The sequence below is a fragment of the Streptomyces sp. NPDC048623 genome (assembly GCF_040650755.1).
Lineage (GTDB): Bacteria > Actinomycetota > Actinomycetes > Streptomycetales > Streptomycetaceae > Streptomyces.
In genome coordinates, this window is the sequence record NZ_JBEZHV010000004.1 from 254,443 (window position 1) to 280,674 (window position 26,232).

At 73.7% G+C, this 26,232-nt stretch carries 26 protein-coding genes; 10 read left to right on the top strand and 16 right to left on the bottom strand.

The window, feature by feature from the left end; translation table 11 throughout:
- The 8 genes from AB0C73_RS08240 (at nucleotide 1) to AB0C73_RS08275 (ending at nucleotide 7,982) form a co-directional block, all read left to right on the top strand.
- Nucleotides 1–219: a V-type ATP synthase subunit F gene (locus AB0C73_RS08240; RefSeq protein WP_362526104.1), complete on the top strand. Its 219-nt coding sequence runs from the start codon at nucleotides 1–3 to the stop codon at nucleotides 217–219.
- Nucleotides 216–776, top strand: coding sequence for a hypothetical protein (locus AB0C73_RS08245; RefSeq protein ID WP_362526107.1), 561 nt, complete (start codon nucleotides 216–218; stop codon nucleotides 774–776). Before AB0C73_RS08240 ends, AB0C73_RS08245 begins: the two co-directional genes overlap by 4 nt.
- Entirely contained in the window at nucleotides 764–2,581 is a 1,818-nt protein-coding gene (locus AB0C73_RS08250) for a V-type ATP synthase subunit A (RefSeq protein WP_362526109.1), read from the top strand. Before AB0C73_RS08245 ends, AB0C73_RS08250 begins: the two co-directional genes overlap by 13 nt.
- Nucleotides 2,578–4,035, top strand: coding sequence for a V-type ATP synthase subunit B (locus tag AB0C73_RS08255; RefSeq protein ID WP_362526111.1), 1,458 nt, complete (start codon nucleotides 2,578–2,580; stop codon nucleotides 4,033–4,035). Before AB0C73_RS08250 ends, AB0C73_RS08255 begins: the two co-directional genes overlap by 4 nt.
- The gene (locus tag AB0C73_RS08260; protein WP_362526113.1) at nucleotides 4,032–4,670 is read left to right on the top strand and encodes a V-type ATP synthase subunit D; all 639 of its coding nucleotides are present in this window, start codon (nucleotides 4,032–4,034) and stop codon (nucleotides 4,668–4,670) included. Before AB0C73_RS08255 ends, AB0C73_RS08260 begins: the two co-directional genes overlap by 4 nt.
- Nucleotides 4,671–4,684: 14 nt before the next feature.
- A complete protein-coding gene (locus AB0C73_RS08265) occupies nucleotides 4,685–5,890 on the top strand; it encodes a site-2 protease family protein (RefSeq protein ID WP_362526115.1) in 1,206 nt (401 codons plus the stop codon).
- 55 nt (nucleotides 5,891–5,945) lie between these two features.
- Complete coding sequence (locus AB0C73_RS08270) at nucleotides 5,946–6,410, top strand: archease (protein WP_362526117.1); 465 nt, start codon at nucleotides 5,946–5,948, stop codon at nucleotides 6,408–6,410.
- Nucleotides 6,411–6,557: 147 nt separating this feature from the next.
- On the top strand, nucleotides 6,558–7,982 hold the full coding sequence (locus AB0C73_RS08275; protein WP_362526119.1) for an RtcB family protein: 1,425 nt from the start codon (nucleotides 6,558–6,560) through the stop codon (nucleotides 7,980–7,982).
- 73 nt (nucleotides 7,983–8,055) lie between these two features.
- Here AB0C73_RS08275 and AB0C73_RS08280 read toward each other — a convergent pair whose 3' ends face one another.
- From AB0C73_RS08280 to AB0C73_RS08330, 11 genes are all read right to left on the bottom strand, one after another.
- Nucleotides 8,056–8,523: a CBS domain-containing protein gene (locus tag AB0C73_RS08280; RefSeq protein ID WP_362526121.1), complete on the bottom strand. Its 468-nt coding sequence runs from the start codon at nucleotides 8,521–8,523 to the stop codon at nucleotides 8,056–8,058.
- A gap of 15 nt (nucleotides 8,524–8,538) precedes the next feature.
- Nucleotides 8,539–10,011, bottom strand: coding sequence for an AAA family ATPase (locus AB0C73_RS08285; RefSeq protein WP_362526379.1), 1,473 nt, complete (start codon nucleotides 10,009–10,011; stop codon nucleotides 8,539–8,541).
- 140 nt (nucleotides 10,012–10,151) lie between these two features.
- The gene (locus tag AB0C73_RS08290) at nucleotides 10,152–10,832 is read right to left on the bottom strand and encodes a CBS domain-containing protein (protein ID WP_362526122.1); all 681 of its coding nucleotides are present in this window, start codon (nucleotides 10,830–10,832) and stop codon (nucleotides 10,152–10,154) included.
- Entirely contained in the window at nucleotides 10,832–11,101 is a 270-nt protein-coding gene (locus AB0C73_RS08295; protein WP_362526126.1) for a phosphopantetheine-binding protein, read from the bottom strand. The genes AB0C73_RS08290 and AB0C73_RS08295 overlap by 1 nt, the downstream gene beginning before the upstream one ends.
- The gene (locus tag AB0C73_RS08300; RefSeq protein WP_362526127.1) at nucleotides 11,098–12,468 is read right to left on the bottom strand and encodes a 2-oxo acid dehydrogenase subunit E2; all 1,371 of its coding nucleotides are present in this window, start codon (nucleotides 12,466–12,468) and stop codon (nucleotides 11,098–11,100) included. The genes AB0C73_RS08295 and AB0C73_RS08300 overlap by 4 nt, the downstream gene beginning before the upstream one ends.
- A 1-nt stretch (nucleotide 12,469) precedes the next feature.
- Nucleotides 12,470–13,480, bottom strand: a complete 1,011-nt coding sequence (locus tag AB0C73_RS08305; protein ID WP_362526129.1) for an alpha-ketoacid dehydrogenase subunit beta — start codon at nucleotides 13,478–13,480, stop codon at nucleotides 12,470–12,472.
- On the bottom strand, nucleotides 13,477–14,565 hold the full coding sequence (pdhA, locus tag AB0C73_RS08310) for a pyruvate dehydrogenase (acetyl-transferring) E1 component subunit alpha (RefSeq protein WP_362526131.1): 1,089 nt from the start codon (nucleotides 14,563–14,565) through the stop codon (nucleotides 13,477–13,479). The genes AB0C73_RS08305 and pdhA overlap by 4 nt, the downstream gene beginning before the upstream one ends.
- The gene (gene acsA, locus AB0C73_RS08315; RefSeq protein ID WP_362526133.1) at nucleotides 14,565–16,403 is read right to left on the bottom strand and encodes an acetate--CoA ligase; all 1,839 of its coding nucleotides are present in this window, start codon (nucleotides 16,401–16,403) and stop codon (nucleotides 14,565–14,567) included. The genes pdhA and acsA overlap by 1 nt, the downstream gene beginning before the upstream one ends.
- Entirely contained in the window at nucleotides 16,400–17,077 is a 678-nt protein-coding gene (locus AB0C73_RS08320) for a CBS domain-containing protein (RefSeq protein ID WP_362526134.1), read from the bottom strand. The genes acsA and AB0C73_RS08320 overlap by 4 nt, the downstream gene beginning before the upstream one ends.
- Nucleotides 17,078–17,338: 261 nt before the next feature.
- Nucleotides 17,339–18,424: an exo-alpha-sialidase gene (locus tag AB0C73_RS08325; RefSeq protein ID WP_362526136.1), complete on the bottom strand. Its 1,086-nt coding sequence runs from the start codon at nucleotides 18,422–18,424 to the stop codon at nucleotides 17,339–17,341.
- A 110-nt stretch (nucleotides 18,425–18,534) separates the two neighbouring features.
- Nucleotides 18,535–19,620, bottom strand: coding sequence for an NADH:flavin oxidoreductase/NADH oxidase (locus tag AB0C73_RS08330; protein WP_362526138.1), 1,086 nt, complete (start codon nucleotides 19,618–19,620; stop codon nucleotides 18,535–18,537).
- A gap of 139 nt (nucleotides 19,621–19,759) precedes the next feature.
- Here AB0C73_RS08330 and AB0C73_RS08335 point away from each other — a divergent pair, with 139 nt between their 5' ends.
- Nucleotides 19,760–20,116 carry a helix-turn-helix transcriptional regulator gene (locus tag AB0C73_RS08335; protein WP_362526140.1) on the top strand — a complete coding sequence of 119 codons (357 nt, stop codon included), beginning with the start codon at nucleotides 19,760–19,762 and terminating at the stop codon, nucleotides 20,114–20,116.
- A gap of 4 nt (nucleotides 20,117–20,120) precedes the next feature.
- On the opposite strand, the gene AB0C73_RS08340 is transcribed toward AB0C73_RS08335, so the two are convergent.
- A complete protein-coding gene (locus AB0C73_RS08340) occupies nucleotides 20,121–20,744 on the bottom strand; it encodes a DUF305 domain-containing protein (protein ID WP_362526382.1) in 624 nt (207 codons plus the stop codon).
- Between the two features lie 256 nt (nucleotides 20,745–21,000).
- Here AB0C73_RS08340 and AB0C73_RS08345 point away from each other — a divergent pair, with 256 nt between their 5' ends.
- Complete coding sequence (locus AB0C73_RS08345; RefSeq protein WP_362526143.1) at nucleotides 21,001–22,521, top strand: hypothetical protein; 1,521 nt, start codon at nucleotides 21,001–21,003, stop codon at nucleotides 22,519–22,521.
- Here the strand turns inward: AB0C73_RS08345 and AB0C73_RS08350 are convergent.
- The 4 genes from AB0C73_RS08350 to AB0C73_RS08365 all read right to left on the bottom strand — a co-directional run bounded on the left by AB0C73_RS08350 (nucleotide 22,491) and on the right by AB0C73_RS08365 (nucleotide 26,046).
- Nucleotides 22,491–23,216 (bottom strand): helix-turn-helix domain-containing protein, encoded by a 726-nt coding sequence (locus AB0C73_RS08350; RefSeq protein WP_362526145.1) that lies wholly within the window; start codon nucleotides 23,214–23,216, stop codon nucleotides 22,491–22,493. The two genes, AB0C73_RS08345 and AB0C73_RS08350, sit on opposite strands and share 31 nt — an antisense overlap.
- Nucleotides 23,217–23,345: 129 nt before the next feature.
- On the bottom strand, nucleotides 23,346–24,020 hold the full coding sequence (locus AB0C73_RS08355; RefSeq protein ID WP_362526147.1) for a phosphatase PAP2 family protein: 675 nt from the start codon (nucleotides 24,018–24,020) through the stop codon (nucleotides 23,346–23,348).
- A 391-nt stretch (nucleotides 24,021–24,411) separates the two neighbouring features.
- Nucleotides 24,412–25,350: a M56 family metallopeptidase gene (locus AB0C73_RS08360; RefSeq protein WP_362526150.1), complete on the bottom strand. Its 939-nt coding sequence runs from the start codon at nucleotides 25,348–25,350 to the stop codon at nucleotides 24,412–24,414.
- Between the two features lie 120 nt (nucleotides 25,351–25,470).
- Nucleotides 25,471–26,046, bottom strand: a complete 576-nt coding sequence (locus AB0C73_RS08365; RefSeq protein ID WP_362526152.1) for a DUF5134 domain-containing protein — start codon at nucleotides 26,044–26,046, stop codon at nucleotides 25,471–25,473.
- Nucleotides 26,047–26,232 lie beyond the last annotated feature (186 nt).

A 26,232-nucleotide genomic window follows, 5' to 3' on the forward strand; every position in this document is an offset into this window, starting at 1 on the left:
ATGGGGACCGTCGCGGCCGTCGGTGAGCACATGCGGGTGCGCGGCTTCGTCCTGGCCGGAGTCGACGTCTTCCCGGCGGAGCACGCGGAGGAGGTACGCGAGGCATGGCGGTCGCTGCCGGACCAGGTGTCCCTCGTGATCGTCACCTCTGCGGCGGCCGAGGCACTGGGGCCGGAACTGGAGGACGCCCGCTTCCTCACGGTGGTGATGCCGCGATGAGCCCGCGACGGGACCGGGCGGCACGGCAGGACCGGTGGGACTGGCGGGACCGGCGGGAAACCGCCGGCGGGGAGCTCGACCCGGTGCGCGACGCGCTGCTCCGCGCGGCACGCGCCGACGCCGAAGCCGCCCTGGCGCAGGCCGCCCGCGAGGCCGAGGAGCTCCTGGCCGCGGCCCGTGACGAGTGCGCCGCGCTCGTGGAGCGGGCCCGGCGCCAAGGACAGGCGGACGGAGCGGCGGCCGCGAGGGAGCGCCGCGCCGCCGCCCTGAGGGCCGCCAGAGGCCTCGAACTGGCGGCTGAGGCCGAGGCGTACGCCGAGCTGCGCGCCCGGGTACGTGAGCGGGTCCGCCGGGCGACCGCCGACCGGACCGCCCGCGCCCGCCTGCGGCGGCACGCCCTCGCGCTGCTCGGGCCCCGGGCCGCGACGGCCCCCGGCCCGGAGGGCGGGCTCACGATGGTGGCCCCGGGCCGCCGGGTCGACCTCACCCCCGACACCCTGAGCGACCGGGCCCTTGAGCGGTTCGGCGCGGAGGCGGAGGCCCTGTGGACGCCGTGACCCCGCCGCCCCGGGTGCGGCGGGTGGCCGGCCCCCTGGTGGAGATCGACTACACCGACGGCCTGGCCATGGGGGAGCTGGTCCTGCTGGGCGAGGCCGGGCTCACCGCGGAAGTGGTGGCGATCAAGGGCGAGGCGGCCACCCTCCAGGCGTACGAGTACACCGGCGGTCTGGCCCCCGGCCACCCGGCCCGGCGCCTGCGCAAGCCGCTCTCGGTGCGGCTGAGCCCCGGCCTGCTCGGCGGAGTGTTCGACGGTCTGCTCAGGCCCCTCGGCGGCGCGGGCGAACGCCTGTCACCAGGAGCCTCCGCGGCCCCGCCCGACGAAGGCGGAAGGACCTGGGCCTTCACCCCACGCTCGACCGCCGGACAGCATCTGACGGAGGGCGGGCTGCTCGGCGACCTCGGGGATCTGGGCGACCTCGGCGACCCCCGGGACCTCGGCGGCGGGGCGACGCGCACGGTCCCCCTCCGCCTCCTGGTGCCGCCCGGCTGCACGGGACCCGTCGAGCGCATCGCGCCGGAGGGCCGGTACGGACCGGACGAGGTGCTCGCGGTGGTCGCCGGCACCGAGGTCCGCATCGCGTCCGAGTGGCCGGTGCGCGTACCCCGCCCCGTACGCGAACGCCTCGCCGCCCGCGATCCGCTCACCACCGGACAGCGGGTGATCGATCTGCTCTTCCCTGTGGCCCGGGGGAGCACGGTCGCCGTTCCCGGCGGCTTCGGCACCGGGAAGACCCTGCTGCTCCAGCAGATCGCCAAGTGGTGCGACGCCGACGTCATCGTCTACGTGGGCTGCGGAGAACGCGGCAACGAGATGGCCGACGTGATCGACGAGCTGGCGCAGCTGGAGGACCCGCGCACCGGCGGCCGGCTCTCCGACCGCACCGTGACCATCGCCAACACCTCGAACATGCCGATGATGGCGCGCGAGGCGAGCGTCCACACCGGGGCCACGGTCGCCGAGTACTTCCGGGACATGGGGCTCGACACCGTGGTGATCGCCGACTCCACCTCCCGCTGGGCGGAGGCGCTGCGGGAGTTCGCCGCCCGCATGGGCCGGCTGCCGGCCGAGGAGGGCTACCCGGCCGACCTGGCCTCCGAACTGGCCGCGTTCTACGAACGGGCCGCCGCCGTACGCACCCTCGGCGACACCCGGGGTTCCGTCACCGTCATCGGAGCGGTCTCGCCGCCCGGCGGAGACCTGACCGAACCCGTCACCGCGCACACGGAGCGCTTCGTACGGTGCCTGTGGTCCCTCGACCGCGACCTCGCCTACGCCCGTCACTACCCCGCCGTCTCCTGGCCCGACTCGTTCTCCCGGGACACCGCCGTCTCGGCGGAGGGAGAGCCCGAGGCGGCGACCGAGCGGCGTGCCCGGGTCGCGGCGCGCCTGGCCGAGGCCGACCGGCTCGCCGGCCTGGTCGAACTCCTCGGCCTGACCGCCCTGCCGCCGGGCGAGCGTGTCAGCGTGCTCGGCGGCCGGCTGATCCGCGAGGGCGTTCTCCAGCAGAGCGCGCTCTCGCCCCGGGACGCCTACTGCACCCCGCGGAAGACAGCCGCTCTCGCGGACGCGGTCCTGACCGTGATCGACCGCTGTGCCGTCCTCGTCGACGCCGGCACGGACGTGGAGAGCGTCGAGGCCGTCGACTTCACGCCGGTGCTGCGCGCCCGCGACGCGGCGGGGCCCGAGGACACGGCCGCCGTCACCACGGCCCGTGACACGGTGCTCGCGCGACTGGCGGAGCGGGCGGGGGAGCGGTCGGCAGAGCCGGCGGGGGAGCAGGCGGCGGAGCACTCGGCATGAGCGGCGGCTACGAGGTCGAGTACACCGCCGTACGGGAGCTGCACGGCCCGCTCGTGGTGGTCGAAGGTGTCACGGGCGTGGGCTGGGACGCGTACGTCCGGATCACCCTCGACTCCGGCGAACAGCGCCACGGACTGGTCCTGGAGGTCGACGGGGACCTGGCCGTGGTCGAGGTCTTCGAGGACACCGCCGGGATGAGCCCGGACACCACGCGGGTCGCGTTCGCGGGGACACCCCTGCACGTGCCGGTCGGCGACGGCTGGCTGGGCCGGGTGTGCAACGGGCGGGGCGATCCCGTCGACGGCGGACCGCCGGTCCTGGGCCGGGTCCGGGCGGCGATCGGCGGCACCCCGATCAACCCGGCGCACAGAGAGCCGCCGACGGAGCCGGTACTGACCGGCGTGGCCGCCGTCGACGTGCTCACCACCCTGGTACGCGGCCAGAAGCTGCCCGTCTTCTCCGTCGCCGGCCTGCCCCACCTCGAACTCGCGATCCAGATCGCCGCCCAGTCCTCGTGCGGGGACGAGCCCTTCAGCGTCGTCTTCGCCGGGATGGGGCTCACCCACGCCGACGCCGTGCTCGTCCGCGACGGGCTCGCGGACCGCTCCGCCGACGGCGATCTCGTCCTGCTGCTGAACACTGCGGACGACCCGGTGATCGAACGACTCCTGACGCCACGCCTCGCCCTCACGGTCGCCGAGGACCTGGCGTTCCGCGGCGGCCGTCATGTCCTCGTCGTCATGAGCGACATGACGGCCTACGCGGAAGCGCTGCGCGAGGTCTCCGCCGCCCGCGGGGAGATCCCCGCGCGGCGCGCCTACCCCGGCTATCTGTACAGCGACCTGGCCTCGCTGTACGAACGCTGCGGCCGGATCCGCGGCCGGCCGGGATCGGTCACCGTCCTCCCGGTGCTCACCATGCCGGCCGGGGACATCACCCATCCCGTCCCCGACCTGACCGGATACATCACCGAGGGCCAGATCGTGCTGTCGAACGAGATCCACGCCCAGGGCGTCTACCCTCCGGTCGACGCGCTCGCCTCGCTGTCCAGGCTCATGCGCAAGGGCGCGGGGGAGGGACGGACACGCGAGGACCACCTTCCGGTCGCCGCGCAGCTGATCGCCGCCCTCGCCAGGGCGCGGCAGGTGCGGGAGTTCGCCGATCTGATCGGAGAGCAGGCGCTGAGCCCCGTGGACCGCCGGTACCTGGACCTGCGACAGGCCTACCTGCGGCGCTTCCTCGCGCAGCGGCCCGGCGAGCCGCGCCCCCTGAGCGGGGCACTCGACGAGGCGTGGCACGTGCTGCTGACGCTGCCCGAGGGCGAGCTCGGGATGCTGCCGGAGGCCCTGCTCCGGGCCAGGACGGAGGCGGCCGAGGTGGCAGAGGGCGTGGCACAAGGCGTGGCGGAGGCCGTGACGGGGGCCGTGGCGGAGGACCAGGAGGAGGGCTCATGAGCGGGCGGCGGATTCCGCCGGGCCGGGCGGGCCGGCTGCGCGTGCGCCGGCAGCTCGACACGGCGCTGCGGGGAGCCGGCGTACTGGAACGCAAGCTGATGTTCCTGCTGGACCGGGAACGCGTGCTGCGGGAGGCCGAGGAGGCCGCGGCCCGGCTCTGGTCGTCCCGGCTCCGCGAGGCCGAGACCTGGCTGGTGCGCGGCATGCTGCTGAGCGGGGAAGCGGCCCTCGCCCCAGGGGCCGCGGCCGGCCGGGCGACGGTCACGTTCGCGTACACGACCGCCATGGGCGTACGGCACCCCTCCGGCGTGACGTGCGCACCCGCCGTCCGGTCGCCGGACGACCCGCCCCCGCGCAACACCGCCCTCACCCAGGCAGAGGCTGCCTATCGCGACCTGGTCGAGGCGGCCGCCGAGTACGCCGCCGCGCACGAGGCGTCCCGCCTCGTGGCCGCCGAGGTCCGCAGGACACGGCAGCGCGTCCGCGCGCTGCGCCACCACTGGATCCCGCGCCTCGGCGGAGAACTGGCCGCCGCAGAACAGAGCCTGGAGCAGGCGGAGCACGAGGAATCCGTCCGCAGACAGTGGGCATCCGCACCGACAGGAGCGACGGGCGCGCGTCCGTCGTCCATCTGACTCGGGAGTGCACCATGCGGCCGACGTTCGTTCTGGGGCGTGTCGCGGGGATCCGGATCGGGGTCCACTGGAGCGTTCTGCTGATCTTCGCCGTGATCACCCTCGGGCTCGCGGAGGGCCGCCTTCCCGAGGCCCACCCGGGTCATGGGTGGCCGGCCTACTGGGCGGTCGGGCTCCTCGCCGCCCTGGTCTTCTTCGCCTCGCTGCTCGCGCACGAGCTGGCACACGCGATCCTGGCCCGGCGCAACGGGGTCGAGGTGGACGACATCGTGCTGTGGCTGCTCGGCGGCGCGGCCCGGCTCAAGGCGGAGGCGCCGAACCCGGCCGCGGAGCTGCGGATCGCGGGGGTCGGCCCCCTGGTCAGCCTTCTCCTGGGTGGTCTCTTCACCCTCGCCGCGTGGCTGCTCGACCTGACGTCCGCGCCGGGCCTGGTCGTCGAGGCGGCGGTCTGGCTCGCCGTGATCAACATCCTGCTCGCGGTCTTCAACGCCATCCCGGCCGCGCCGCTCGACGGCGGGCGCCTGCTGCGCGCCTTCCTGTGGTGGCGTACGGGAGACCGGCTGCGCGCGACCGCGGGGGCGACCGCGACCGGACGCGCCTTCGGGTGGCTGCTGATGGTGGTGGGCCTGCTGCTGTTCGTGCGTGGGGATGTCGGGGGCGGACTGTGGCTGGCGATGATCGGCTGGTTCCTGTCCACGGCCGCCACCGTGGAGGGACAGCAGGCGCAGCTGCGTGGGCTGCTCGCCGGGATTCCGGTACGGCAGGCCATGACGCCGGACCCGGTGACGGTGCCGGCCGGCCTCACGGTCGCCGGATTCCTGGCGGGCTCCCGGTACCGCTACCGCCATTCGGCGTTCCCGGTGACCGGAGACGACGGAGGGGGAGGCGGAGAAGGTGACGGATACGGACACGGGGACGGAGTCGGCGCCGTGCCCCTCGGCCTGATGACGCTCGACTCGGCCAGGAAGGTGCCGGAGGACCGGCGCCACACGGTGACCATGGAACAGATCATGGTGCCGCTGTCCCAGGTCACCGTCGCCGGCGCGGACGACCCGCTGGCCGACCTGCTGCCCCGCGTCCAGCCGGGCGCGGAGCACCGCGTCCTCGTGCTCCACGAGGGCAGGCTGGTCGGCATCGTCTCCGCGTCGGACGTCAGCCGCACGGTCACCTGGCTGATGTCGACGACTCCGCGCCCGCGCGGCGGCCGCCGGGGCGCGTAGTGCCCCCATGACGGCATACGGTCGGTGGGACGGGACACGGGAGCGAGGCGGGGCCATGCCGGGACCGGCGAGCGGCGGCGGTGGCGGTGGCGTTGGCGGTGGCGGTGGACGCGGCGGATATCGCGGCGTCCCGCACACGGCGGACCTGCGGGTGGAGGCGTGGGGTCGCACGCGCGAGGAGTGCCTGGCGCAGGCGGTCCGCGGGGTCTGCGCCTCGTTCCTCGACCTGACGAAGGCGGTCGGTGACCGGCGCCGGGACATCGAGGTGAAGGCGGGCAGCGACGAGGACGTGCTCGTCGCCCTGCTCGACGAGGTCGTCTACCGGCTCGACACCGACGGCGAGGTCCCGGTCGACGTGGAGCTGGCCCCGGCCGACGGCGGCGTGCGGGGCGTCCTGTGGACGGCCGACGCCGGGGCGCTGCCCGTGACGGGTGCCGCTCCGAAGGCCGTCACGCTGAACGATCTGACCATGACCGGCGGCCCGGACGGCTGGACCTGCGCGGTGACCCTCGACGTATGACTCCCGCCCGCCCCCCGTGCCTCGCGAGCCCCTCCGCGCGCGGAACCGTGCTCCGGACGGTGTACTGGAAGGGCACCGGGACCGCCCGCCCCGCGATCACCGCACCGCACCGCACCTCGCCCGTACCGCGGAGAGAAGGTGACGGGCATGGCCACCACTCTGGTGGAGGAGACGCCGTACCGGTTCCGTATCGAGCGGCAGGCGCCCATGCGCGTGCCCGGGGTCGTCTTCGCGACCCGCGAGCTGCTGCCGCAAGGGGCGGGGGACCAGGCGCTGGAGCAGGTCAGGAACGTGGCGAGCCTGCCGGGCATCGTCCGCGCCTCGTACGCCATGCCCGACGTGCACTGGGGATACGGCTTCCCGATCGGTGGCGTGGCGGCCACGGACATCGACGCCGGCGGGGTGATCTCGCCCGGCGGCGTGGGGTTCGACATCTCCTGCGGGGTCCGGCTGCTCGCCGCGGACCTCGACCGTGGCGCGCTGGCCCCGTCGACGCGGCGGTTGATGGACATCCTCGGCGACACGGTCCCGCGCGGCCTGGGACCCGGCGGGCTGTGGAAGCTGTCCGGGCGCCCCCAGCTGGAGGAACTCATGGTCGCCGGTGCCGCCTACGCGGTCGAGCGCGGCCGGGGCGTGCCCCGTGACCTGGAGCGCTGCGAGGACCGTGGGACGCTGGCGGGGGCCGATCCCTCGCAGGTCGGCCAGCGGGCGGTGGACCGGGGGCTGCGGCAGGTGGGCAGCCTGGGGTCGGCCAACCACTTCCTGGAGGTGCAGGCCGTGGACCGGGTGTACGACGAGACCGCCGCGACCGCCTTCGGGCTGCACGCCGGCCAGGTGTGCGTCATGATCCACTGCGGGTCGCGCGGTCTGGGGCACCAGGTGTGCAGTGACCACGTCCGCGTCATGGACCAGTCCCTGCGCTCCTTCGGCATCCAGCTGCCGGACCGGCAGCTGGCCTGCGCGCCCGCCGTCTCCACGCCGGGCCGCGCCTACCTGGGAGCGATGGCGGCGGCCGCCAACTACGGGCGCGCCAACCGGCAGTTGCTCACCGAGGCCGCACGCCACGCCTTCGCCGTCGCCACCGGGGCGCAGCTGGACCTGGTCTACGACGTCTCCCACAACATGGCGAAGATCGAGACCCACGAGGTGGACGGTGTACGGCGTCGGCTGTGCGTCCACCGCAAGGGCGCCACCCGCGCCCTGCCGCCCGGGCACCCGGACCTGCCGGACGACCTCGCCCGGTCCGGGCAGCCCGTCCTGGTGCCCGGCACGATGGGGACGGCCTCGTACGTGATGGCCGGCACCCGTGGCAACGAGGCCTTCTGGTCCTCCGCCCACGGTGCCGGACGCGTCTGGAGCCGCCACCAGGCGCTGCGCCATGTCCGCGGTGAGGAGCTGCACGAGGAGCTGGAGTCGCACGGCATCGCGGTCCGGCCGAAGTCCTGGCGGGCGCTCGCCGAGGAGGCGCCCGACGCCTACAAGGACGTCGACGCCGTGGCCGCCGTCACGGAGAGCGCGGGGCTCGCCTCGCTGGTCGCGCGGCTGGTGCCGCTCGGGGTCGTCAAGGGATGACCGGCGCGGATCGGCGTGAGGACGTCGGCGGGCCGGCGGGCGGGGCCGACAGGGTCCCGGCGGGCGGGGCCGCTCAGGTCCCTCGGGTCCCTCGTGGACCAGGGCCCGCCGAGGGCGGCCCGGACGGTTCCTCCAGGACGCTCCAGGCGACCGGGCCGAGCAGGTCGGCCAGCCGCATGAAGACGTCCATGAGCATGTCGTCGACGGTCAGGACGCCCACGACCCGGCGGCCGTCGAGCACGGGCAGGCGCCGGAACCCGGATCTGCGGAAGGTCCGGTAGGCCACGTGGATGTCGTCGGTGACGTTCACCGTCACCACGGGCGAGGTCATCACCGCCTCCACCCGTTCGTCCGCGTCCAGGCCACGGGCGAGTACGCGCACCGCGAGGTCCCGGTCGGTGACGATGCCGCGCAGCGTGCCGCCCTCCGTGACAAGGACGGAGCCGACGTCGTACTCGGCCATCCGCCGGGCGACCTGTCCCAGGAGCGTCCCTGCCGGAACGGACACCGCCGGACGGCTCATCGACTCCGACACACGCATCGGCGGGCTCCTCCGCTAGTCCGGTTCCAGGTACGGGCGGCGGAAGACCAGGGGCCCCGTGCCGTACGGGCGTACGAGCGACAGTGCCCGCGTCACGGCGGCCTCCAGCGAGCCGCTGGTGTCGATCGCGACGGCCTCCGCCCACGGCGGCTCCCGATCCGCCATGGCGAGCGCCACGTCGGGCCCGGCGTCGGACGGCCCGGCGGTACGGGCTTCCAGACGGGCCGCCGTCATCTCGTCCGGGACCCGGCAGCGCAGGGCCACGAGGTCGGCGCTGGTGCGCTCGGCGACCCGCGCGGCGGCCTCACGCTGCCGGGCGTGGGACCAGGTGGCGTCCAGGACGACGGACTCGCCCCGGGACAACAGGGCGGACGCGCGTGCGAGCAGGGCCGCATAGGTCCGGTCGGTCCACTCGGGCGTGTACAGGCCCTCGCCGTAGGGGGCGGGGGCGGGCTGGTCCGCCGGGATGCCCGCGAGTTCCTTGCGCAGACGGTCACTGCTGAGCAGGGTGACGCCCAGGCGGTCGGCCAGCGCGCCGGAGAGCGTGGACTTCCCGCTGCCGGGAAGCCCGCCCACGAGCGTCAGACCGACCGCGGCCGTGCGCAGGTGGCGCAGGGTCGTCGTGACCAGCCGCCGTGCCGCGAGGTCCGCGCCGGGCGCACCCTGACGGGCCTGGATCAGGGAGACCTTGGCGCGGACGAACGCCCGGTACGCGACGTAGTGATGGCTCAGGGAAGGGGGCGCGGGGTCTCCGGAGTACTCGCCGTACCGGCTGAGGAAGAACGCCGCCGACTCCGGCGCGTCGAGCCGTTCGAGGTCCATGGCCAGGAACGCGGCGTCGTCGAGACCGTCGACGTAGCGCAGGCGGTCGTCGAACTCCAGGCAGTCGAGCACCCGCGGGCCGTCGTCGAGACAGAAGACGTCCTCGGCGAGCAGGTCGCCGTGCCCGTCGACGATCCGGCCCTGCTGGACCCGCATGTCGAACAGCGGTTCGCGGCCGGCGAGATAGCGGCGGACCAGCTCCTCTGTCTCCGCCACCCCCTCGGGTACGGGGTCCCCTTCGGCCAGAGCCCGGACCTGCGCGAAACTCGCCTCCCAGCGCCCGGACAGGGCGTCCCGGGTGCCCTGCGCGTCCACCTCCGGCGTGCGAAGGGCGCTCGCGTGGTGGGCCGCGAGCAGTCGGGCGACGGCCCGCAGGGCGTCGTCGACGACCACCCCGTCCCGCACCAGCCGGGACAGGCGGCGCTCCGCCGGCATACGGCGCATCACGACGAGGGGCTCGGGCGCCGTCGCGTCAGGTGCGCGGAACTCGCCCGTACCCAGGTAGACATCGGGTGCGAAGCGCCGGTTGAGCGACACCTCCCGCTCGCACGCGGCCCGGCGGGCCTCCACGGTGGTGTAGTCCACGAACGTGAGGTCGACCGGCTTCTTCAGCTTGTAGGCGCGGTCGCCGACGAAGAAGACGACCGCGGTGTGGGTCTCGCACACCTCCGCCCGCGGGAGCGCGCCGGCTTCGGAGGCGGCGCCCGGGCGGAGCGCGGCCGCGGGCGACTCCCTCGGGTGACCCGGCTCGGTCATGCGGGTCCCCCCGCCACGCATGCGGGCGGGGGAGGACGTGACGCCCCGCGTCACGGCCGGCCACCGCCTGTCGAGACGTCGTCCTTCTCGTACAGGAGCCGGGTGCAGGAGACCGAGACCACCCCGTCGACCGTCGCGCACATCCGCTCGATCGCCGGAATCATGCCCCGGAACGCCACCGTGCCGCCGAGTTCCACCCGGCCGTCGTGCACCTCGACGGACAGGGCGGCCGGATCGAGGCCGAGGGTGCTGCCGAGGACGTCCTCGGAGATCTCGCGGCGGATGTCGTCGTCCTCGCGCAGGAAGATCCCCAGCAGGTCCCGGCGGCTCACGATGCCGACCAGCCGGTCCCCTTCGTCGACGACGGCAAGGCGCTTGACGCCCTGTATCTCCATGAGACGCGCCGCCTCCACCACGGTCCACTCGGGACGTGCGCACACCGGAGGCGCGGACATCAGTTCCTCCGCGCGTGTTCCCTCGGCCTTCACGCGCTCCCACGCCTTGAGCCCCGGCATGGGCGGGAGGTCTCCCGGGGCGTCGGCCTGGTCGGCGGTCTTGCGCAGCAGATCGCCCTCCGAGACGACACCGATCACCCGGTTCCCGGCGTCCACCACGGGCAGCGCGGTGACCTGGTGCCGCGTCAGCAGCTGCACGATCTCCTTGAACGGTGCGTCGCCGCGTACGCTCACGACCTCACGGGTCATCAGCTGGCCGATCCTGCGATGCCGCATCACCGGCTCCTTCCCTGCACGGACGCACCGGCTCCGGCCACCAGGCGAGCGGCGCAGCCGTCCCAGGTGACGAGGACCGGGTAGTCGTCCTCCGTGAGCTCCGTTCCGCTGAGTTCGGCGAGTGCCTCGACGAACTCCAGGAAGTCCAGCGAGTCCATCTCGAACGTGTCCCGCAGGGACGCGCCGGGGTCGAGCCCGGTGAAGTCCGCGTCGGGGACGACGCGTCGGACGGCCTGCCGGACGCACGTCCTTGCCTCGTCGTGGTTCACAGTTCCTCCGGGTGCTGCAGGAGTCGGTCCAGGGCGGTCAGCAGTCGGGCGCCGGTGGCACCGTCGGCCGCGCGGTGGTCGGCGGAGAGCGTCGCGGTCACCAGGGGGCGCACGCCCAGGAGGCCGTCGACGGCGACAGGGCGCTCGACGATCCGGCCGAGGCCGACGAGGGCGACCTGCGGCGGGTAGACGACGCCGAACACGGCCTCGACGCCCTGGTCGCCGAGATTGGTGACGGTGATACTGGGGTCTGCGGTCTCCGAGGACCGCAGACGGCCACGACGTGCCCGCGCCACCAGGTCCTTGACCGCGGCCATCACCTCGGCCACGGAGAGCGTGTCGGCGTGGGCGAGCGCGGGGGCGACAAGGCCGCCGTCCCGCAGGGAGACCGCGATTCCGAGGCGGACCTCGTCCGCCGGGGCGAAGGCGTCGTCGATCCAGTGCCCGTTGAGGTCGGGCACCTCGCGCGCGGCCAGCGCGACCGCCTTGAACATGAGCGCCGCCGGCACCAGGCGGGCGGACAACGGCAGTTCACGGTTGCGGGCGTGCATCCAGTCCAGGGCGGCCGTCATGTCCACGGTCGTGGAGAGGTAGAAGTGCGGGATCTCCCGCTTCGAGCGGGACATCAGACGGGCGGTCGCCGCCCGTGCCGCGTTCGGGAGCGCAGGAGGGGGCTGCGTGGCCCGGGCGGCCTGCGCGACCTGGGAGGGCCGCCTGGCCGGGGAAGCGGTGGCCCTGACGTCGTCCGCCCGTACGGTGCCGTCCCGGCCCGTACCGGTCACCTCCGCGAGATCGACACCGAGCTCGGCGGCGAGCCTCCTCGCCAGCGGCGACGCCTTCACCCGCGCCGCCGGCCCGCCCGCGCTCGGCGCGGACGCCGGCTGCCGTCCCGGCGCCGTCGCCTTCGAACCCGGCGTGGGCGTACGCCGTGCTTCCGGGCCCTCCACATCCGCCCGGGTGATCCGTCCGCCCGGGCCCGAGCCGTGGACCGCCGTCAGGTCGACGTGCCGGTCCTCGGCGATGCGGCGCACCAAGGGGGTCGTGACCGGGGTCGTGACGGGCGCGGTGTCAGGCGTCGTGACAGGCGTCGTGTCAGGCGCCGTGACGGGGGCCGTGCGGGGACGCTCGTCGGCGGACGCGGCGATCACGGCCAGCGGAGTGCCCACCGGCACGCTCGTGCCCTCTTCGACGAGGAGCGCGTCGATCCTCCCGCTGTCGAAGCACTCCACCTCGATCGCGGACTTGGCCGTCTCGACGATCGCGACGATGTCGCCCCGCGTGACCTTGTCGCCAGGATGCACGAGCCACTGCGCCAGCGTGCCCTCGTCCATGTCCGCCCCGAGGGACGGCATCCTGAACTCGGACATCTCAGCCCACCGCCCGGTGCGCCGCCGCCACGATGCCGGCCGGCTGGGGGAGCGCCGCCTCCTCCAGCCGGCGGGCGTACGGGATGGGCACCTCCGCGCTGCAGACCCGCTCGACAGGGGCGTCCAGGTCGAAGAACGCCTGCTCGCAGATGCGGGACTCGATCTCGGCCGACAGGCTGCCGCTGCGCCAGCCCTCGTCGACCACGACGGCCCGGTGGGTGCGTCGCACCGACGCGACGATCGTGGCGTCGTCGAGCGGCCGCAGGGCGCGCAGGTCGAGCACCTCGGCGCTGATCCCCTCGCCCGCCAGCCGCTCCGCCGCTTCGAGGGCCTTGGGCAGGCTGCCGCCGTAGGCGATGACCGTGACGTCGGTCCCCGCGCGGCGGATCGCGGCGCTGTGCAGGTCGACTCCGGTGACCGCCGGATCGAGGGTCCCGGCCGCGTTGTACAGGCTGCCGTGCTCGAAGACGAGCACCGGGTCCGGGTCGGCGAGCGCGGCCGCCAGGAGGTGGCGGGCGTCGTCGAGCGTGGCGGGTGCCAGCACGCGCAGACCCGGGATGTGGGCGTACCAGCCTTCGAGACTGTGGGAGTGCTGGGCCGCCAGCTGCCGTCCCGCGCCCGTCGTCATCCGGATCACCAGCGGCACCCCGAGCTGTCCGCCCGACATGTGCCGCAGGGTGGCGGCGTTGTTCAGGATCTGGTCGAGGGCCAGCAGACTGAAGTTGACGGTCATGATCTCCACGACGGGCCGCATCCCGGCGAGGGCGGCGCCGATACCGGACCCGACGAACGCGGACTCGGAGAGCGGGGTGTCCCGGACCCGGTCGGGGCCGAACTGCTCCAGGAGCCCGAGGCTCACCCCGAAGCAGCCCCCGTAGCGGCCCACGTCCTCGCCCATCAGGAAGACCCGCTCGTCCGAGGCGAGTGCCTCCCGCAACGCTTCCCGCAGGGCCTCCCGGTAGGTGGTGGTTCCGCCGTCCGGGTGCGCGCCGGGTCGGGTGCGAGCGCTCATGACGGAGCCTCCTCGCTCTCGCCGGTGACATGGAGCAGCAGCGTCTCCGCCGGTTCCTCGGGAGCCTGTTCGGCGGCCCGCACCGCGCGGTCGATCACCTCGGTGACCTCGCGTTCCAGGGCGTCCAGGGCCGCCGCGTCGGCCAGGCCGGCGTTCTTCAGACCCGTGGTGAAGCCCGTGATCGGGTCGCGCCGCTTCCACTCCTCGATCTCTTCCTTGGGGCGGTACCGGTCCGGGTCGTACATCGAGTGCGCGCGGAACCGGTAGGTCCGCGCCTCCAGGAAGTGCGGTCCGTTGCCGGCGCGGATGGACTCGACGGCCCCGCACGCCGCCTTCTCCACGGCGTGCACGTCCATGCCGTCGACGGCCCAGGCCGCCATGCCGTACGACGCGGCGCGCATCGCCAGGTCGGTCTGGGCGTGCTCGCGGGCGAGGGCCGTCCCCATCGCGTAGAGGTTGTTCTCGCACACGAAGAGCACGGGCAGTCCCCAGAGCGCGGCCAGGTTGGCGGTCTCGTGGAACTCGCCCTCGGCGAAGGCCCCGTCGCCGAAGAAGCAGCACGTCACCCGGGACTCGCCGCGCATCCGGTCGGCCAGGGCCAGACCGGCCGCGAGCGGCAGTCCGCCGCCGACGATCGCGTTCCCGCCGTAGAAGCGGCGGGCGGAGTCGAAGAGATGCATGGAGCCGCCACGGCCGTGGCTGCAGCCCGTGGTCTTTCCGTACATCTCCGCCATGACGGCCTCGGCGGGCACGCCGCGGGCGAGGGCGTGGCCGTGTTCGCGGTACGTCGAGACCACCGCGTCCTGCTCGGAGAGCGCCTGGTGGACGCCGACGGCCACGGCCTCCTCGCCGATGTACAGGTGGACGAAACCCCGGATCGCGGCCGAACTGTAGAGCTCGACGCACCGCTCCTCGAAGCGGCGGATCAGCAGCATCTGCCGCAGCAGGTCCAGTTCGTGGGCCGATTCCGGGGCGGGAGACGGCGCGGGGGCGGACGCGGGGGCGGATGCCGCGCGGGTACGGGCGCGGCGGGGCCGCTTGGTGTCCGAGGTCCTGGCGGACGTGCCGCCGTGTGCGGTGCCCATCACGGCTCCTTCCCCGAAAGGCCGGGTGCCCCGGCCGTGCCCGCCGTCTCCGGTGTCTCCGGTGTCCCAGGTGTCTCCGGCGTCTCCAGTGTCGACACGTCGCCCTCGGGCAGGCCCAGTTCACGGGCCCGCAGCAGCCGGCGCATCACCTTGCCGCTGCGGGTGTGCGGCAGGTCGTCGACGAACTCGATCTCCCGGGGTGCCACGGCCGGGCCGAGGCGCCGGCGAGCGAACGCCACGAGGTCGCGCCGCAGTTCGTCACCGGCGGGATACTCGGGGCGCAGCAGGACGAAGGCCTTGACGATCGCACCCACCAGCGGATCCGGACGCCCGATGACCCCGGCCTCGGCGACCGCGGGGTGCTCCATGAGCGCGCTCTCCACTTCGAAGGGTCCGATGAGATGCCCGGCGGACTTGATGACGTCGTCCGCGCGGCCCACGAACCAGAACCAGCCGTCGGCGTCGCGGCTGACCAGGTCGCCCGTCAGGTACCAGTCGTCGGCGAAGCACTCCTCGTAGAGCCGTGGTTCGTGCAGGTAGCCGCGGAACATCGACGGCCAGCCCGCCCGGAGCGCGAGCTCCCCCTGCGTGCCGGGCTCCGTCAGGACCCGGACGTGTCCCGCGTCGTCGACCGCGGCCCGGCCGTCCTCACCGCAGGCGAGGACGGCGGCCTCGACGCCGGGGACCGGCCGCCCCATCGAGCCGGGCCGCACGGGATCGGCCGCGAAGCCGGCGATCATGATGGCGCCGGTCTCGGTCTGCCACCAGGTGTCGTGGACGGGCAGCCCGAGCGCCTCCCTGCCCCAGTGGACGGCCTCCGGGTTGAGCGGTTCGCCGACGCTCGCGACGAACCGGAGCGACGAGAGGTCGTGCCGCGCGGAGGGCGGGGTGCCGTCGCGCGGTGCGGCCCGCATGAGCATCCGCAGCGCCGTGGGCGCGGTGTACCAGACGGTCACGTGCTGGCCGGCGAGGATGTCGTACCAACGGCCGGGCGCGAAGTCGCCCTCGTCGACGACGGTCGTCACGCCGAGGGTGAGCGGGGCGATGATGCCGTACGACATGCCGGTGACCCAGCCCGGGTCGGCGGTGCACCAGAACACGTCTCCTTCGTGCAGGTCGAGCGCGCGGGCGGCGGTCGCGCGGTGGGCAAGCACCGCCTCGTGCGCGTGCATCGCGCCCTTGGGGGTGCCCGTGGTGCCGCTGGTGAAATGCAGGAGCGCCAGGTCCTCGGGAGCGGTCGGTCCCACGGTGTACGCGTCGGGGGCGGCGTCCGTCAGGGCGAGGAGGGAGAGGGTGTCCGGTGGCGGATCGTCGCCGGGGTCGAGGAGCAGGACGTGCCGCAGGTGCGGGAGCCGCGACCGTACCGGCGCCACCTTCCGCTCGTACAGCTCCCGGGTCGTCACCAGGGCCCTGGCGCCGCCCAGCTCCATGCGCAGGGCGACGGGTTCGGGGCCGAAGGCGGTGAACAGGGGACAGACGACCCGCCGGGCGCGCAGGGCACCGAGGACGGTGGCGTACAGCTCGGGGCGGCGCCCGAGCAGCGTGAAGACGCGCTCGCCGCGTCCGACGCCGAGCGATTCGAGGACATGGGCGAAGCGGGAGCTGTCGGCCGCGAGCCGGGCGTAGGTCACCGCCCGCACCTGCCCGTCGCGGCCCACGCAGCGCAGTGCGACCCGCTCGCCGTGCCCCTCGCCCAGATGGCGGTCGACGGCCTCGTACCCGATGTTGACGCCACCGCCCGGCAGCCCGGCGAGCCGCGAGAACTCGTGCCGCCACGAGAACGTGGCCCGGGCGCTCTCGTAATCGGGCATGACCGGCGCCACCCAGAGCATGTTCATCGCGGTGGCTCCACGTCGAGAGCGAGATTGTCGTAGGCGTACTCGATCGACTCGTGCAGGGCGACCACCCCGTCGACCGAACGGCACAGCCGCACGATCACCGGGATGTCCGCCCGCTCGTCGACGCGGCCCGCCAGGGTCACGACCCCGTCCGTCACGGTCGCCCGGATCGTGCCGGGCGCGAGCCGCAGGGTGCGATCGAGCACGTCGTGCTCGATCTCGTCGAGGATGGCGGAGTCGCCGCGCAGGAAGGGCCGCAGCAGATCGGTGCGGCTGATGATGCCGACGAGCCGTCCGGTCTCGTCGATCACGGGAAGACGCTTCACGTTCTTGCGGTGCATGGTCCGGGCGGTCTCGACGAGGTTCCAGCCGGGGCGGGCCACGACGGCGGGCGAGCTCATCAGATCGGACGCGGTCTCCGCGTCGGGCAGTCCGCGCTCCAGGGACAGCAGCCGTACGCCCGCCGAGCGGCCCTCCAGATCGGGGAGCTCGGCGGTGGCCCGGAGCAGGTCGGCCTCGGAGACGACGCCGAGCAGGCGCCGGTCCTCGTCGACGACGGGGACGGCGGAGACGTCGTGCTCGGCGAGGAGGCGGGCGATCTCCTTGAACAGGGTGGCGGGAGCGACGGTGACCACGTCGTGCGTCATCACCTCGAAGACGGTGCGATGCTCCATGACACCCTCCTCCACACGATGAGGGGCTCCAGGCTTCCTTCTCACTGTGGCGCCCCGGCATCGTCGGCAGCAGTGCCGAACGGTCCCCTTCCGGGACTGTTGGCCCTATGCGGCCGCCCGGCCTCCACGTGTGGCGGGGACCCGGCCGCCGGCTGCGGCGCGCGCTGCCGGCGACGGATCAGGCACCCTGAGTGCTGATGCCGGGAGGCGAGAGCCATGGCCGCCCACACCGACAACGCCCCCGGCCCCCGATGCCGTGGCTCAGCCGATCACCGCCGCCCGTACGCACAGCACGTCCGGCAGGTGCTCGGCGAGCAGCTGCCAGCTGTCCCCGTCGTCGGCGCTCGCGTACACCTCGCCGTTGCGGTTGCCGAAGTAGATTCCCGCCGGGTCGGCGTCGTCGGTGCACAGGGCGTCGCGCAGCACCGTGCCGTAGTGGTCGCCCGCCGGCAGACCCTCGGTCAGCGGTTCCCAGCTCGCGCCCGCGTCGGTCGTCCGGTAGACCCGGCAGCGCCGGCCGGCCGGGACGCGGTCCGCGTCGGCGTTGATGGGGAACACATAGGCGGTGTCCGGGCGGTGGGGATGGGCGGCCACGGCGAAGCCGAAGTCGGACGGGAGCCCGTCGCCGATGTCGGTCCACCGCGTGCCGCCGTCGTCACTGCGGAACACGCCCCAGTGGTTCTGCAGATACAGCCGGTCCAGATCCCCCGCGTCCTGGGCGATCTTGTGCACGCACTGCCCGAACTCGGGGTGCGGGTCGGGCAGGAAGACCGCCGACACCCCGTCGTTGGACGGGTCCCAGCTCGCACCGCCGTCACGGGAACGGAACACCCCGGCGGTCGACACGGCCACCGTCACCGCCTCCGGGTCCCGCGCGTCGGTGACCACCGTGTGCACCGCCTCGCCGCCCCCGCCCGGCACCCAGCGGTCCCGGGTCGGGTGCTCCCAGAGCGGGCGCACCAGCTCGAAGGACTCGCCGCCGTCGGCGGATCTGAAGAGCGCGGCCGGCTCCGTCCCGGCGTACACGACGCCGGGGGAGTGCGCGGGCGCGGGGTGCAGCTGCCACACCCGCTCCAGCGAAGCCCCGGTGTCCTGAGGGAACCTGACCGCCGGCCGGGGCGGCTCGGTCCAGCTCGCACCGAGGTCGTCGGAGTGGAAGACGGAGGGGCCCCAGTGGGAACTGTCCCCGCCGACCAGGATTCTGGGGCGGTCACCCCGTGTGTCGATCCCGATCGAATAGATCGCCTGCGCGTTGAAGTGAGGGGGCTCGAACTCCCATCGGCCGTCTCGCCCGCGGCCGATGAAGAGCCCCTTGCGGGTGCCCACGGTCAGTAGCACGTCGGTCATGCCGACACCTCCAGGACGCCGTTGTCACGGATACGGGCCAGTCTGCACCCCGCCACTGACAACGACCCCTGGAGCCTGCTCAGCCCCTGGTCAAGGGCGTGTTGCCGGGCTCAGATCGCCCAGGCGTAGGGGGCGGGCGCGGAGATCTCGGCGCCGAGCTCGCGGGCCGCGCGGCGCGGCCAGGACGCGTCGCGCAGCAGCTCGCGGCCGAGCAGCACGGCGTCCGCCTCGCCGTTGGCGACGATCTTCTCGGCCTGCTCGCTCTCCGTGATCAGACCCACGGCCGCGACCGGCAGTCCGGTCTCCGCCCTCACCCGGGCGGCGAAGGGCACCTGGTAGCCGGGGCCGACCGGGATCCTGGCCGGGCCGCCGTTGCCGCCGGTGGACACGTCGAGCAGGTCGACCCCGTGCTCGCGCAGCAGCGCGGCGAGGCGCACGGTCTCGTCCGCCGTCCAGCCCTGCTCCTCCAGCCAGTCGGTGGCCGAGATCCGGAAGAACAGCGGCAGTTCCCCGGGCCAGACGGCGCGCACGGCGTCGACGACCTCCAGAGCGAGCCGGGTGCGGTTCTCGAAGGAGCCGCCGTAGGCGTCGGTGCGCCGGTTGCTGTGCGGGGAGAGGAACTCGCCGATCAGATAGCCGTGGGCGCCGTGCAGCTCCAGGACCTGGAAGCCGGCGGCCAGGGCGCGGCGCGCCGCGGCCACGAACCGGTCGGTGATCCCGTGGATCTGCTCGACCGTCAGCTCGGTCGGCACCTGGTGGTCGTCGGCGAAGGCGACGGGGCTCGGGGCGACCGGCTGCCAGCCCAGGCCGCCGGCGGGGTCGACCGGCCCCCGGCCCACCCACGGCTGCTGGGTGGCGGCCTTGCGGCCGGCGTGCCCGATCTGGATGCCGGGGACGGTCCCTTGTTCGGTGAGGAACGCGGCGATCCGGCGCAGGCCCTCGATCTGGGCGTCGTCCCAGATGCCGAGGTCGTACGGGCTGATCCGGCCCTCGGGCGCGACGGCGGTCGCCTCCAGGAGGATCAGACCGGCGCCGCCGGTGGCCCGGGCCGCGTAGTGCGCGAAGTGCCAGTCGCCCGCGATGCCCGCCTCCGGGCCCGTCGGCGCCGCCGAGTACTGGCACATCGGGGCCATCCAGACCCGGTTCGGGACGGTGACGGACCGCAGGGTGAAGGGCTCGAACAGGGCGGCGCTCATGACGGACTCCTCGTCGGCGTGACGGATGCTGCCTCGGGCTGACCCTCGTACGATACTCATCGTAGTACGGCACCTGTCAAACTACGAGGATTCTCGTACAATGAAGTCCCCCGTTCCCGAGAGCCGTGGAGCCCCAGCCGTGACCACCGCGACGACCAACCCCCGGGTCCTGGCGCACCCCGCACGCGAGGAGATCCGCCTCGAAGGCGTGCTCCACGCCCTCTCCGACGCGGTCCGACTCCAGATCGTCCGCGACATGGTGCGGGGTGAGGGCCAGGAGTTCGCCTGCTCCGCCTTCGTCCTGCCGGTCACCAAGTCGACGACCACCCACCACTTCCGCGTCCTGCGCGAGAGCGGTGTCGTCCGGCAGCTCTACCGGGGCACGACCAAGCTCAACATCCTGCGCCGCGACGACCTCGACGCCCTCTTCCCCGGCCTCCTGGACAGCATCCTCGCGGCCACCGAGGCCCAGTCGGCCCGCCTGGGCGAGCCGTAGGACCCTACAGCGACCGCATCCGGTCGATCTCGGCCGACTGCTGAGCGATCACATCGCTCGCCATCTCCTCCACGAGCACGTTGTTGCCCTGGCTCAGCACGTCCGCCGCCATCGTGATCGCGCCCTCGTGGTGGGTGATCATCAGCTTGACGAAGAGGGTGTCGAAGGCCGGGCCCCTGGCCGCCCGCAGCTGCGCGAGCTGGGCCTCGGTCGCCATTCCCGGCATGGCGTGGTGGTCGTGGCCCGCCATGGGCCGCGGGCCGCCGTTGTTCTTCAGCCAGCCCTCCATCGCCCCGATCTCCGGTCCCTGTGCCGCCGAGATGCGCTCGGCGACCTTGCGGACCTGCGGGTTGCCGGCGCGACTCGGGGCGAGCGCGGTCATGGTGAGGGCCTGGCGATGGTGCTCGATCATCATCTGCACATAGCCGTAGTCGGCGCCGTTGGGACGCTCGTCCGGCATCAGCCGCGCCGCCTCGTCGGGGGAGACCCGCTTGGCGGGCTCACCCGGCTTGCCCGGTGCCACGATTCCCGGACTCTTCGCCGAACCCCCGCCCGCGGGAGTCGACTTGGTGGCATCTGGCGCCGACTCGCAGGCGCCCAGGGCGAGTACGGCGGAGAGGGTGAGCAGAACGGCGACGGCACCACGGACGCGACGGACACGACTGAGACGACGGACACGACGGTTCGACAACACGACCTCCACGGGCACTTGGGCGACTTCGGTCACGTGAGCGACTCCGGTCACGCGGTCAACGGCGGCGGTTCGAGGAAATTTCATTACTTCTCTGTTGCCATCTGTTGAGATGTGCACGCAAAGGAAGATACTGCCGGGGTCCATCCGTCGTTCAACTGCGAACGAAATCCAGAGAGGACGGAGTGACTTCGTGCGTACCACGAGTACCCCGCGTGCACGGATCAGAGGGCTGGGTGCGGCGACCGCCGTGGCAGGTCTGCTGATCGGACTGTTCACCGCAGGACCCGCGGCCGCCACACCCGACCCGGGCGACACGACGCCCGTACGGAACGACGTCACCGCGGCGCAGGCGGCCGATGCCCGCGCCGCCATCGCGAGCGGTGAGATACCCGGCGTGGACGAGATCGTCCACAGCCCCAACATCGAACACCTCGTCAACATCCCCAAGGACGCCCTCAAGGGCACCAACTCGGACCTGGCGTTCCAGGGGAAGTACGCCTTCGCCGGCAACTACGACGGCTTCCGGGTCTTCGACATCAGCGACCCGGCGAACCCGAAGACCGTCACCCAGGTGCTCTGCCCCGGATCCCAGAACGACGTGTCCGTCTCGGGCGACCTGCTCTTCCTGTCCACCGACTCCTCCCGGAGCGACAACTCCTGCGCCAGCACCTCGCAGCCCGCCTCGGTGAAGGAATCCTGGGAGGGCATGAAGATCTTCGACATCAGCGACGTCGCCAACCCGAAGTACGTCGCCGCCGTCGAGACCTTCTGCGGTTCGCACACCCACACCCTGGTGCCGGAGCGCGACAACGTCTACGTGTACGTCTCGTCGTACGGGCCCAACGCCGCCTTCCCCGACTGCCGGCCGCCGCACGACGGCATCTCGGTGATCAAGGTCCCGCGTGACGCGCCCGAGCAGGCCAGGGTGGTCGGCTTCCCGGTGCTCTTCCCGGGCGAGGGCCCGGACGGCGGCGGCAACCCCGGCGCGCCCACCAACCCGGGCGTCAGCAAGACCAGCGGCTGCCACGACATCACCGTGCTCCCGGGCAAGGACCTGGCCGCCGGCGCCTGCATGGGCGACGGCATCCTCTTCGACATCAAGAACCCCGAGAACCCGCGGGTGATCGACCGGGTCCAGGACAACGTCAACTTCGCGTTCTGGCACTCCGCGACCTTCAACCAGAAGGCCGACAAGGTCGTCTTCACCGACGAGCTGGGCGGCGGCGGGGCGGCCACCTGCAACGCGACCATCGGCCCGAACCGGGGTGCCGACGGCATCTACGACATCGTCGGCAAGGGCGACGACCGCAAGCTGGTCTTCCGCAGCTACTACAAGATCCCGCGCCACCAGGCCGACACCGAGAACTGCGTCGCCCACAACGGCTCGCTGATCCCGGTCAAGGGCAAGGACCTGATGGTCCAGGCCTGGTACCAGGGCGGAATCTCCGTCTGGGACTTCACCGACTCCCGCCGCCCGAAGGAGATCGCCTACTTCGAGCGCGGCCCGATCTCCGCCACCACCCTGGTCGGCGGCGGCTCCTGGTCCGCCTACTACTACAACGGCTTCATCTACTCCAACGACCTCGTCAAGGGCTTCGACGTGCTGAAGCTCAGCGACAAGCGCACCGACAAGGCGGCGCGGATCCGGATGGACGAGCTCAACGTCCAGACCCAGCCGGACTACTTCGCGGACTTCGGCGACAAGGACTGACGCGGAACCAGGTCGGACCCCTCCGGTCCGGCCTGCCCCTCCGGTCCCGCCTGCCCGGCCGTTCGGGCCGGGCCGATCAGCCGCGTGCCGTCGGGCGGACCCCCGTCCGGCGGCACGCCCTGCTCCCAGTCGAGCCCGTACCGCTGGAACAGCTCGGCCCGCAGCCGGGCCCCCGGCATCGGCGCCCCCGGCAGCAGCTCCGCGAACACCGCGCCCATGAGCAGCGCCCGCAGCAGCGGGTACTCGGTGTCCACGTCCTCGGCGCCGTAGCGGGCGACCGTGTCCCGCAGCAGCGCCGCGAGCCGCTGCTGCTCGGGGCACTGCACGAAGCCCTCGGCCTGGAGGATGCCCGCCATGTGCGTGCGCATGAGCACCGGCCGCTCCTCGCCGAGACCCAGGATCGCGTCGATCGCCCGGGCGAGCCGCTCCCGGCCGTCCTCGGTGCGGGGCTCGCGCTCCAGGGCCGCCTCCAGGGTGCGGTGCATCAGCCGGTGCACCGCGGACTGCAGCAGCTGGCGCTTGCCCGGGAAGTAGTACGAGACGAGGCCGCGGGCCGATCCGGCGCGCTCGGCGATGTCGCCCAGGGTGGTCGCCTCGTACCCGCGCTCCGAGACGAGGTCCACGGTGGCCGCAAGGATCCGGTCACGGGACCGCCGCCGAAGCTCTTCATTGACCGATGCGCTACGCGGGGACATGCTGGACTCCTGCGTTGACTGGCTCCGAGCCAATATACTCAGCGCGTCCTGCCGTCGCGCCCTCGTGGCCGGAGGCGGGACCTGCCGTCTGTTCTGGGCGACGCGGGGGATCGTCCAGAACAGGCGGGCTCATCGTGTGTCTTCCATTCTGCTCCCGGCCCCGGTGTCCGCCGAGGGCGTTCTACGCGCCGCCACCAGCCGGTACGTGACGATCGTCACCGCCACGCAGCACCAGCCGAACAGCCAGCCGGCCAGCACGTCCGAGGGCCAGTGGACACCCAGATAGACCCGGGTCCAGCCGACGCCCGCCACGGACACGAGGGCCGCCCCGGCGAGCGTGCCCCAGCCCCGCCGGCCCTCCCGCCAGTGCAGCGCGAGCGCCCACAGCAGCAGCCCGCAGGCCACCGTCGCCGCCATCGCGTGGCCGGAGGGGAAGGCTCCGTACGGCGCCGAGTCGACCGGATCCGGCCATTGCGGTCGCTCGCGGCCCACCGCCGCCTTCAGGCCCGCCTGCAGCAGCCAGGCGACCAGGGTGCCGCCCGTGATCCACAGCGCGAGCAGCCGCTCGCGCCGGATCAGCAGCCACACCACCGCGAGCAGGGTCAGGGCGCGCATGGTCCACGGGTCCCAGACCCAGTCGGTGAGGATCCGGTTGAGGTGGGTGAAACCGGGGTGGGCGAGCGCACTGCGGTGCAGCGCCTCGGCGACGTCCCGGTCGAACGACAGCAACGGGGACCACCCCACGGCCACGAGCACGAGGAGCAGCACGCCCAGGGCGCCGGTCACGACGGCGGAGATGCGCATGGCCGCATCCTGCCCGACACCGCCCCGGCGCCGTACGCGGGCCCCGCCCCGTGTCTCGCGCCCCGCGCCCGGGCCCGCCGCATTCGGACCCTGGCCGTGCCTGAGCCTGCGCCTGCGGGGGCGGGGGCAGGGGGCGTGCCCTCCGTGGCGCTTCTCCTCGGCCTCGGCGGGCCCGGGAAGGCCGAGCCTCTCGGCGCAGAGGGCCTGGGGAGACCCCAGGCGCCGTGGCTGCCCGGCCTGATCCAAGGCACACGGCCGCCCGGCCGCGTCCGCTCGCGGCGTAGTCCGAGCGGCCTCGCCCTGCGCTCTCAGCGCGCAGGGTGCGAGCGCCGCGAGGACTGGGAGCGTCGGACGACCGCCGGGGCGAGCGCCGCCGCAGCCGCCCCCGCCGTCAGCCCAGCGCCCTCAGTGCCGGGACCAGGGCCACGAGGATCGGGAGGGCCGGGACGAGGGCCGCTGCGGCGGTGAGTCGGAGGCGGCGGCCTGCGGTCAGGCGGGGGGTGGCGCTCAGGAGGCGGTTCACCCGGCCCGGGAGGCCCGTGTCGGCGGGCTGGTGGGGGCCGAACACACCGCGGTCCTCGTTGAGTTCCACGAGCGCGAGCGCGATCGTGAGGCGTCCGAAGCGGCGCGAGGCCACGTCGTCCGCCGCCAGCTCCACGAGCCGGTGCATCTCGGCGCGGAAGGCCGCGAAGACCGGCACGCCCGGGAAACCGTCCGCGAGCGCCGCCGAGCAGTGCAGCAGCCAGTCGTGTCGTGCCCGGGCGTGCCCCTGCTCGTGGGCGAGCACCGCGTCCAGCTGCCGCCCCTTGAGCCGGCTCAGCGCCGCCGTGGTGATGACGAGCTGCGGCGTCCCGCCGGGCAGCCACCAGGCGCCGGCCCGCTCGCCCTCCAGGACCACGAGCCGGGCGTTTCCCGCGGGCTCCTCGCCGGGCAACAGCGGCGCCCGCACCAGGAGTTCGGTACGGCGCTGCTTGCGGCGGGCGCGTGCCTGCCCGATCTCCCGGCCCAGCATCGCCCCGGTCCAGAGCCCGCCCGCCGCGAGCACCACGGCGAGCACCGCCGACCACGGCCCGTGCGTCCCCAGCTCGTACGCCTCGACGACCGCGCGCGGCGCGGGCGCGAAGACCTGCCCGCGCACCGCCTTCCAGGCCGCCGCCGCGCTGAACGTCATCGACAGCGCGAAACTCAGCAGCGCCTCGGCCACCACGCACTGCCACACCCACAGCGCCACCACGGGTTCCCGGTCCACCCAGTCGGCCCGCGCGAGCAGCCGCGGGGCGACGACAGCGGTCAGGACGCCGAGCGCGAGCAGCGCGAGGGATACCGACATGCCGTCAGCCTATGAGTGCGGTAACAAGCGGGATACGCCCTTGCCGGGCAAGTGACGTACGCCACGGTTTGGCAGCGCCCCACCGGCCCCACCGACCACCGCCGCCCCGCCCCGCCGCGCTCACAGCGCGAGCAGCATCGCCAGCATGGCGAGCCCCATCGACAGCCGGCACACCAGCGTCAGTTCCGCGCCACCCGCGCCCCCCGCCCGTATCCCCGCGGCCCCCGCCGCCGGCACCAGGCGCGCGCCCGAACGCAGCACGTACACCCCGTAATAGGCGAGCAGCAGGCCGGTCAGCACGGGTATCCCGCCGGTCGCGGCGACCGCGCCGTGCCCGCCGTGCCCCGCGTGCCCGCCCTGTGCCCCGGGCGCCGCGGCCATCGCGAGCGCCATGTAGACCATGGCGAGCGAGCCCACCAGATGATGCAGATGGTGCCCGCCGTGCCGCACCGCGGAGACCAGCCCGTGCAGGGCCGCGAGGCCGAACACCCCGGCGTACAGCACCCAGCTCCACTCCGGCGGGCTGAGCACCGCGGCCGGCAGCGCCATCGCCGCCATGCCGAAGCCCATCACCGCCTCGCTCCCGGCCGAGCCGCGCTCCGCCGCGCCGGCCGCCCGCATGCGCAGCAGGCAGTACGCCCCGCTGGCCGCGCACAGCACCACCAGCAACCACCCGGACAACGCCGGTCCGTGCACGCCGCACACCCCCCTTCTCGCGGCTCCGTCTCCGAGGGCATGCCCGGCGGCCGGCGCGGCCACGCGGGCGCTCGGGCGCGCACGGGTGTACGAGGGGGGAGTGCGGGGGCGCGTGAGACGCCCGGTCATGATCCGCAAGGCATGCCCTAGGCTCGGACCGATCGCGTCCGCCGATCAGCCGCGCCC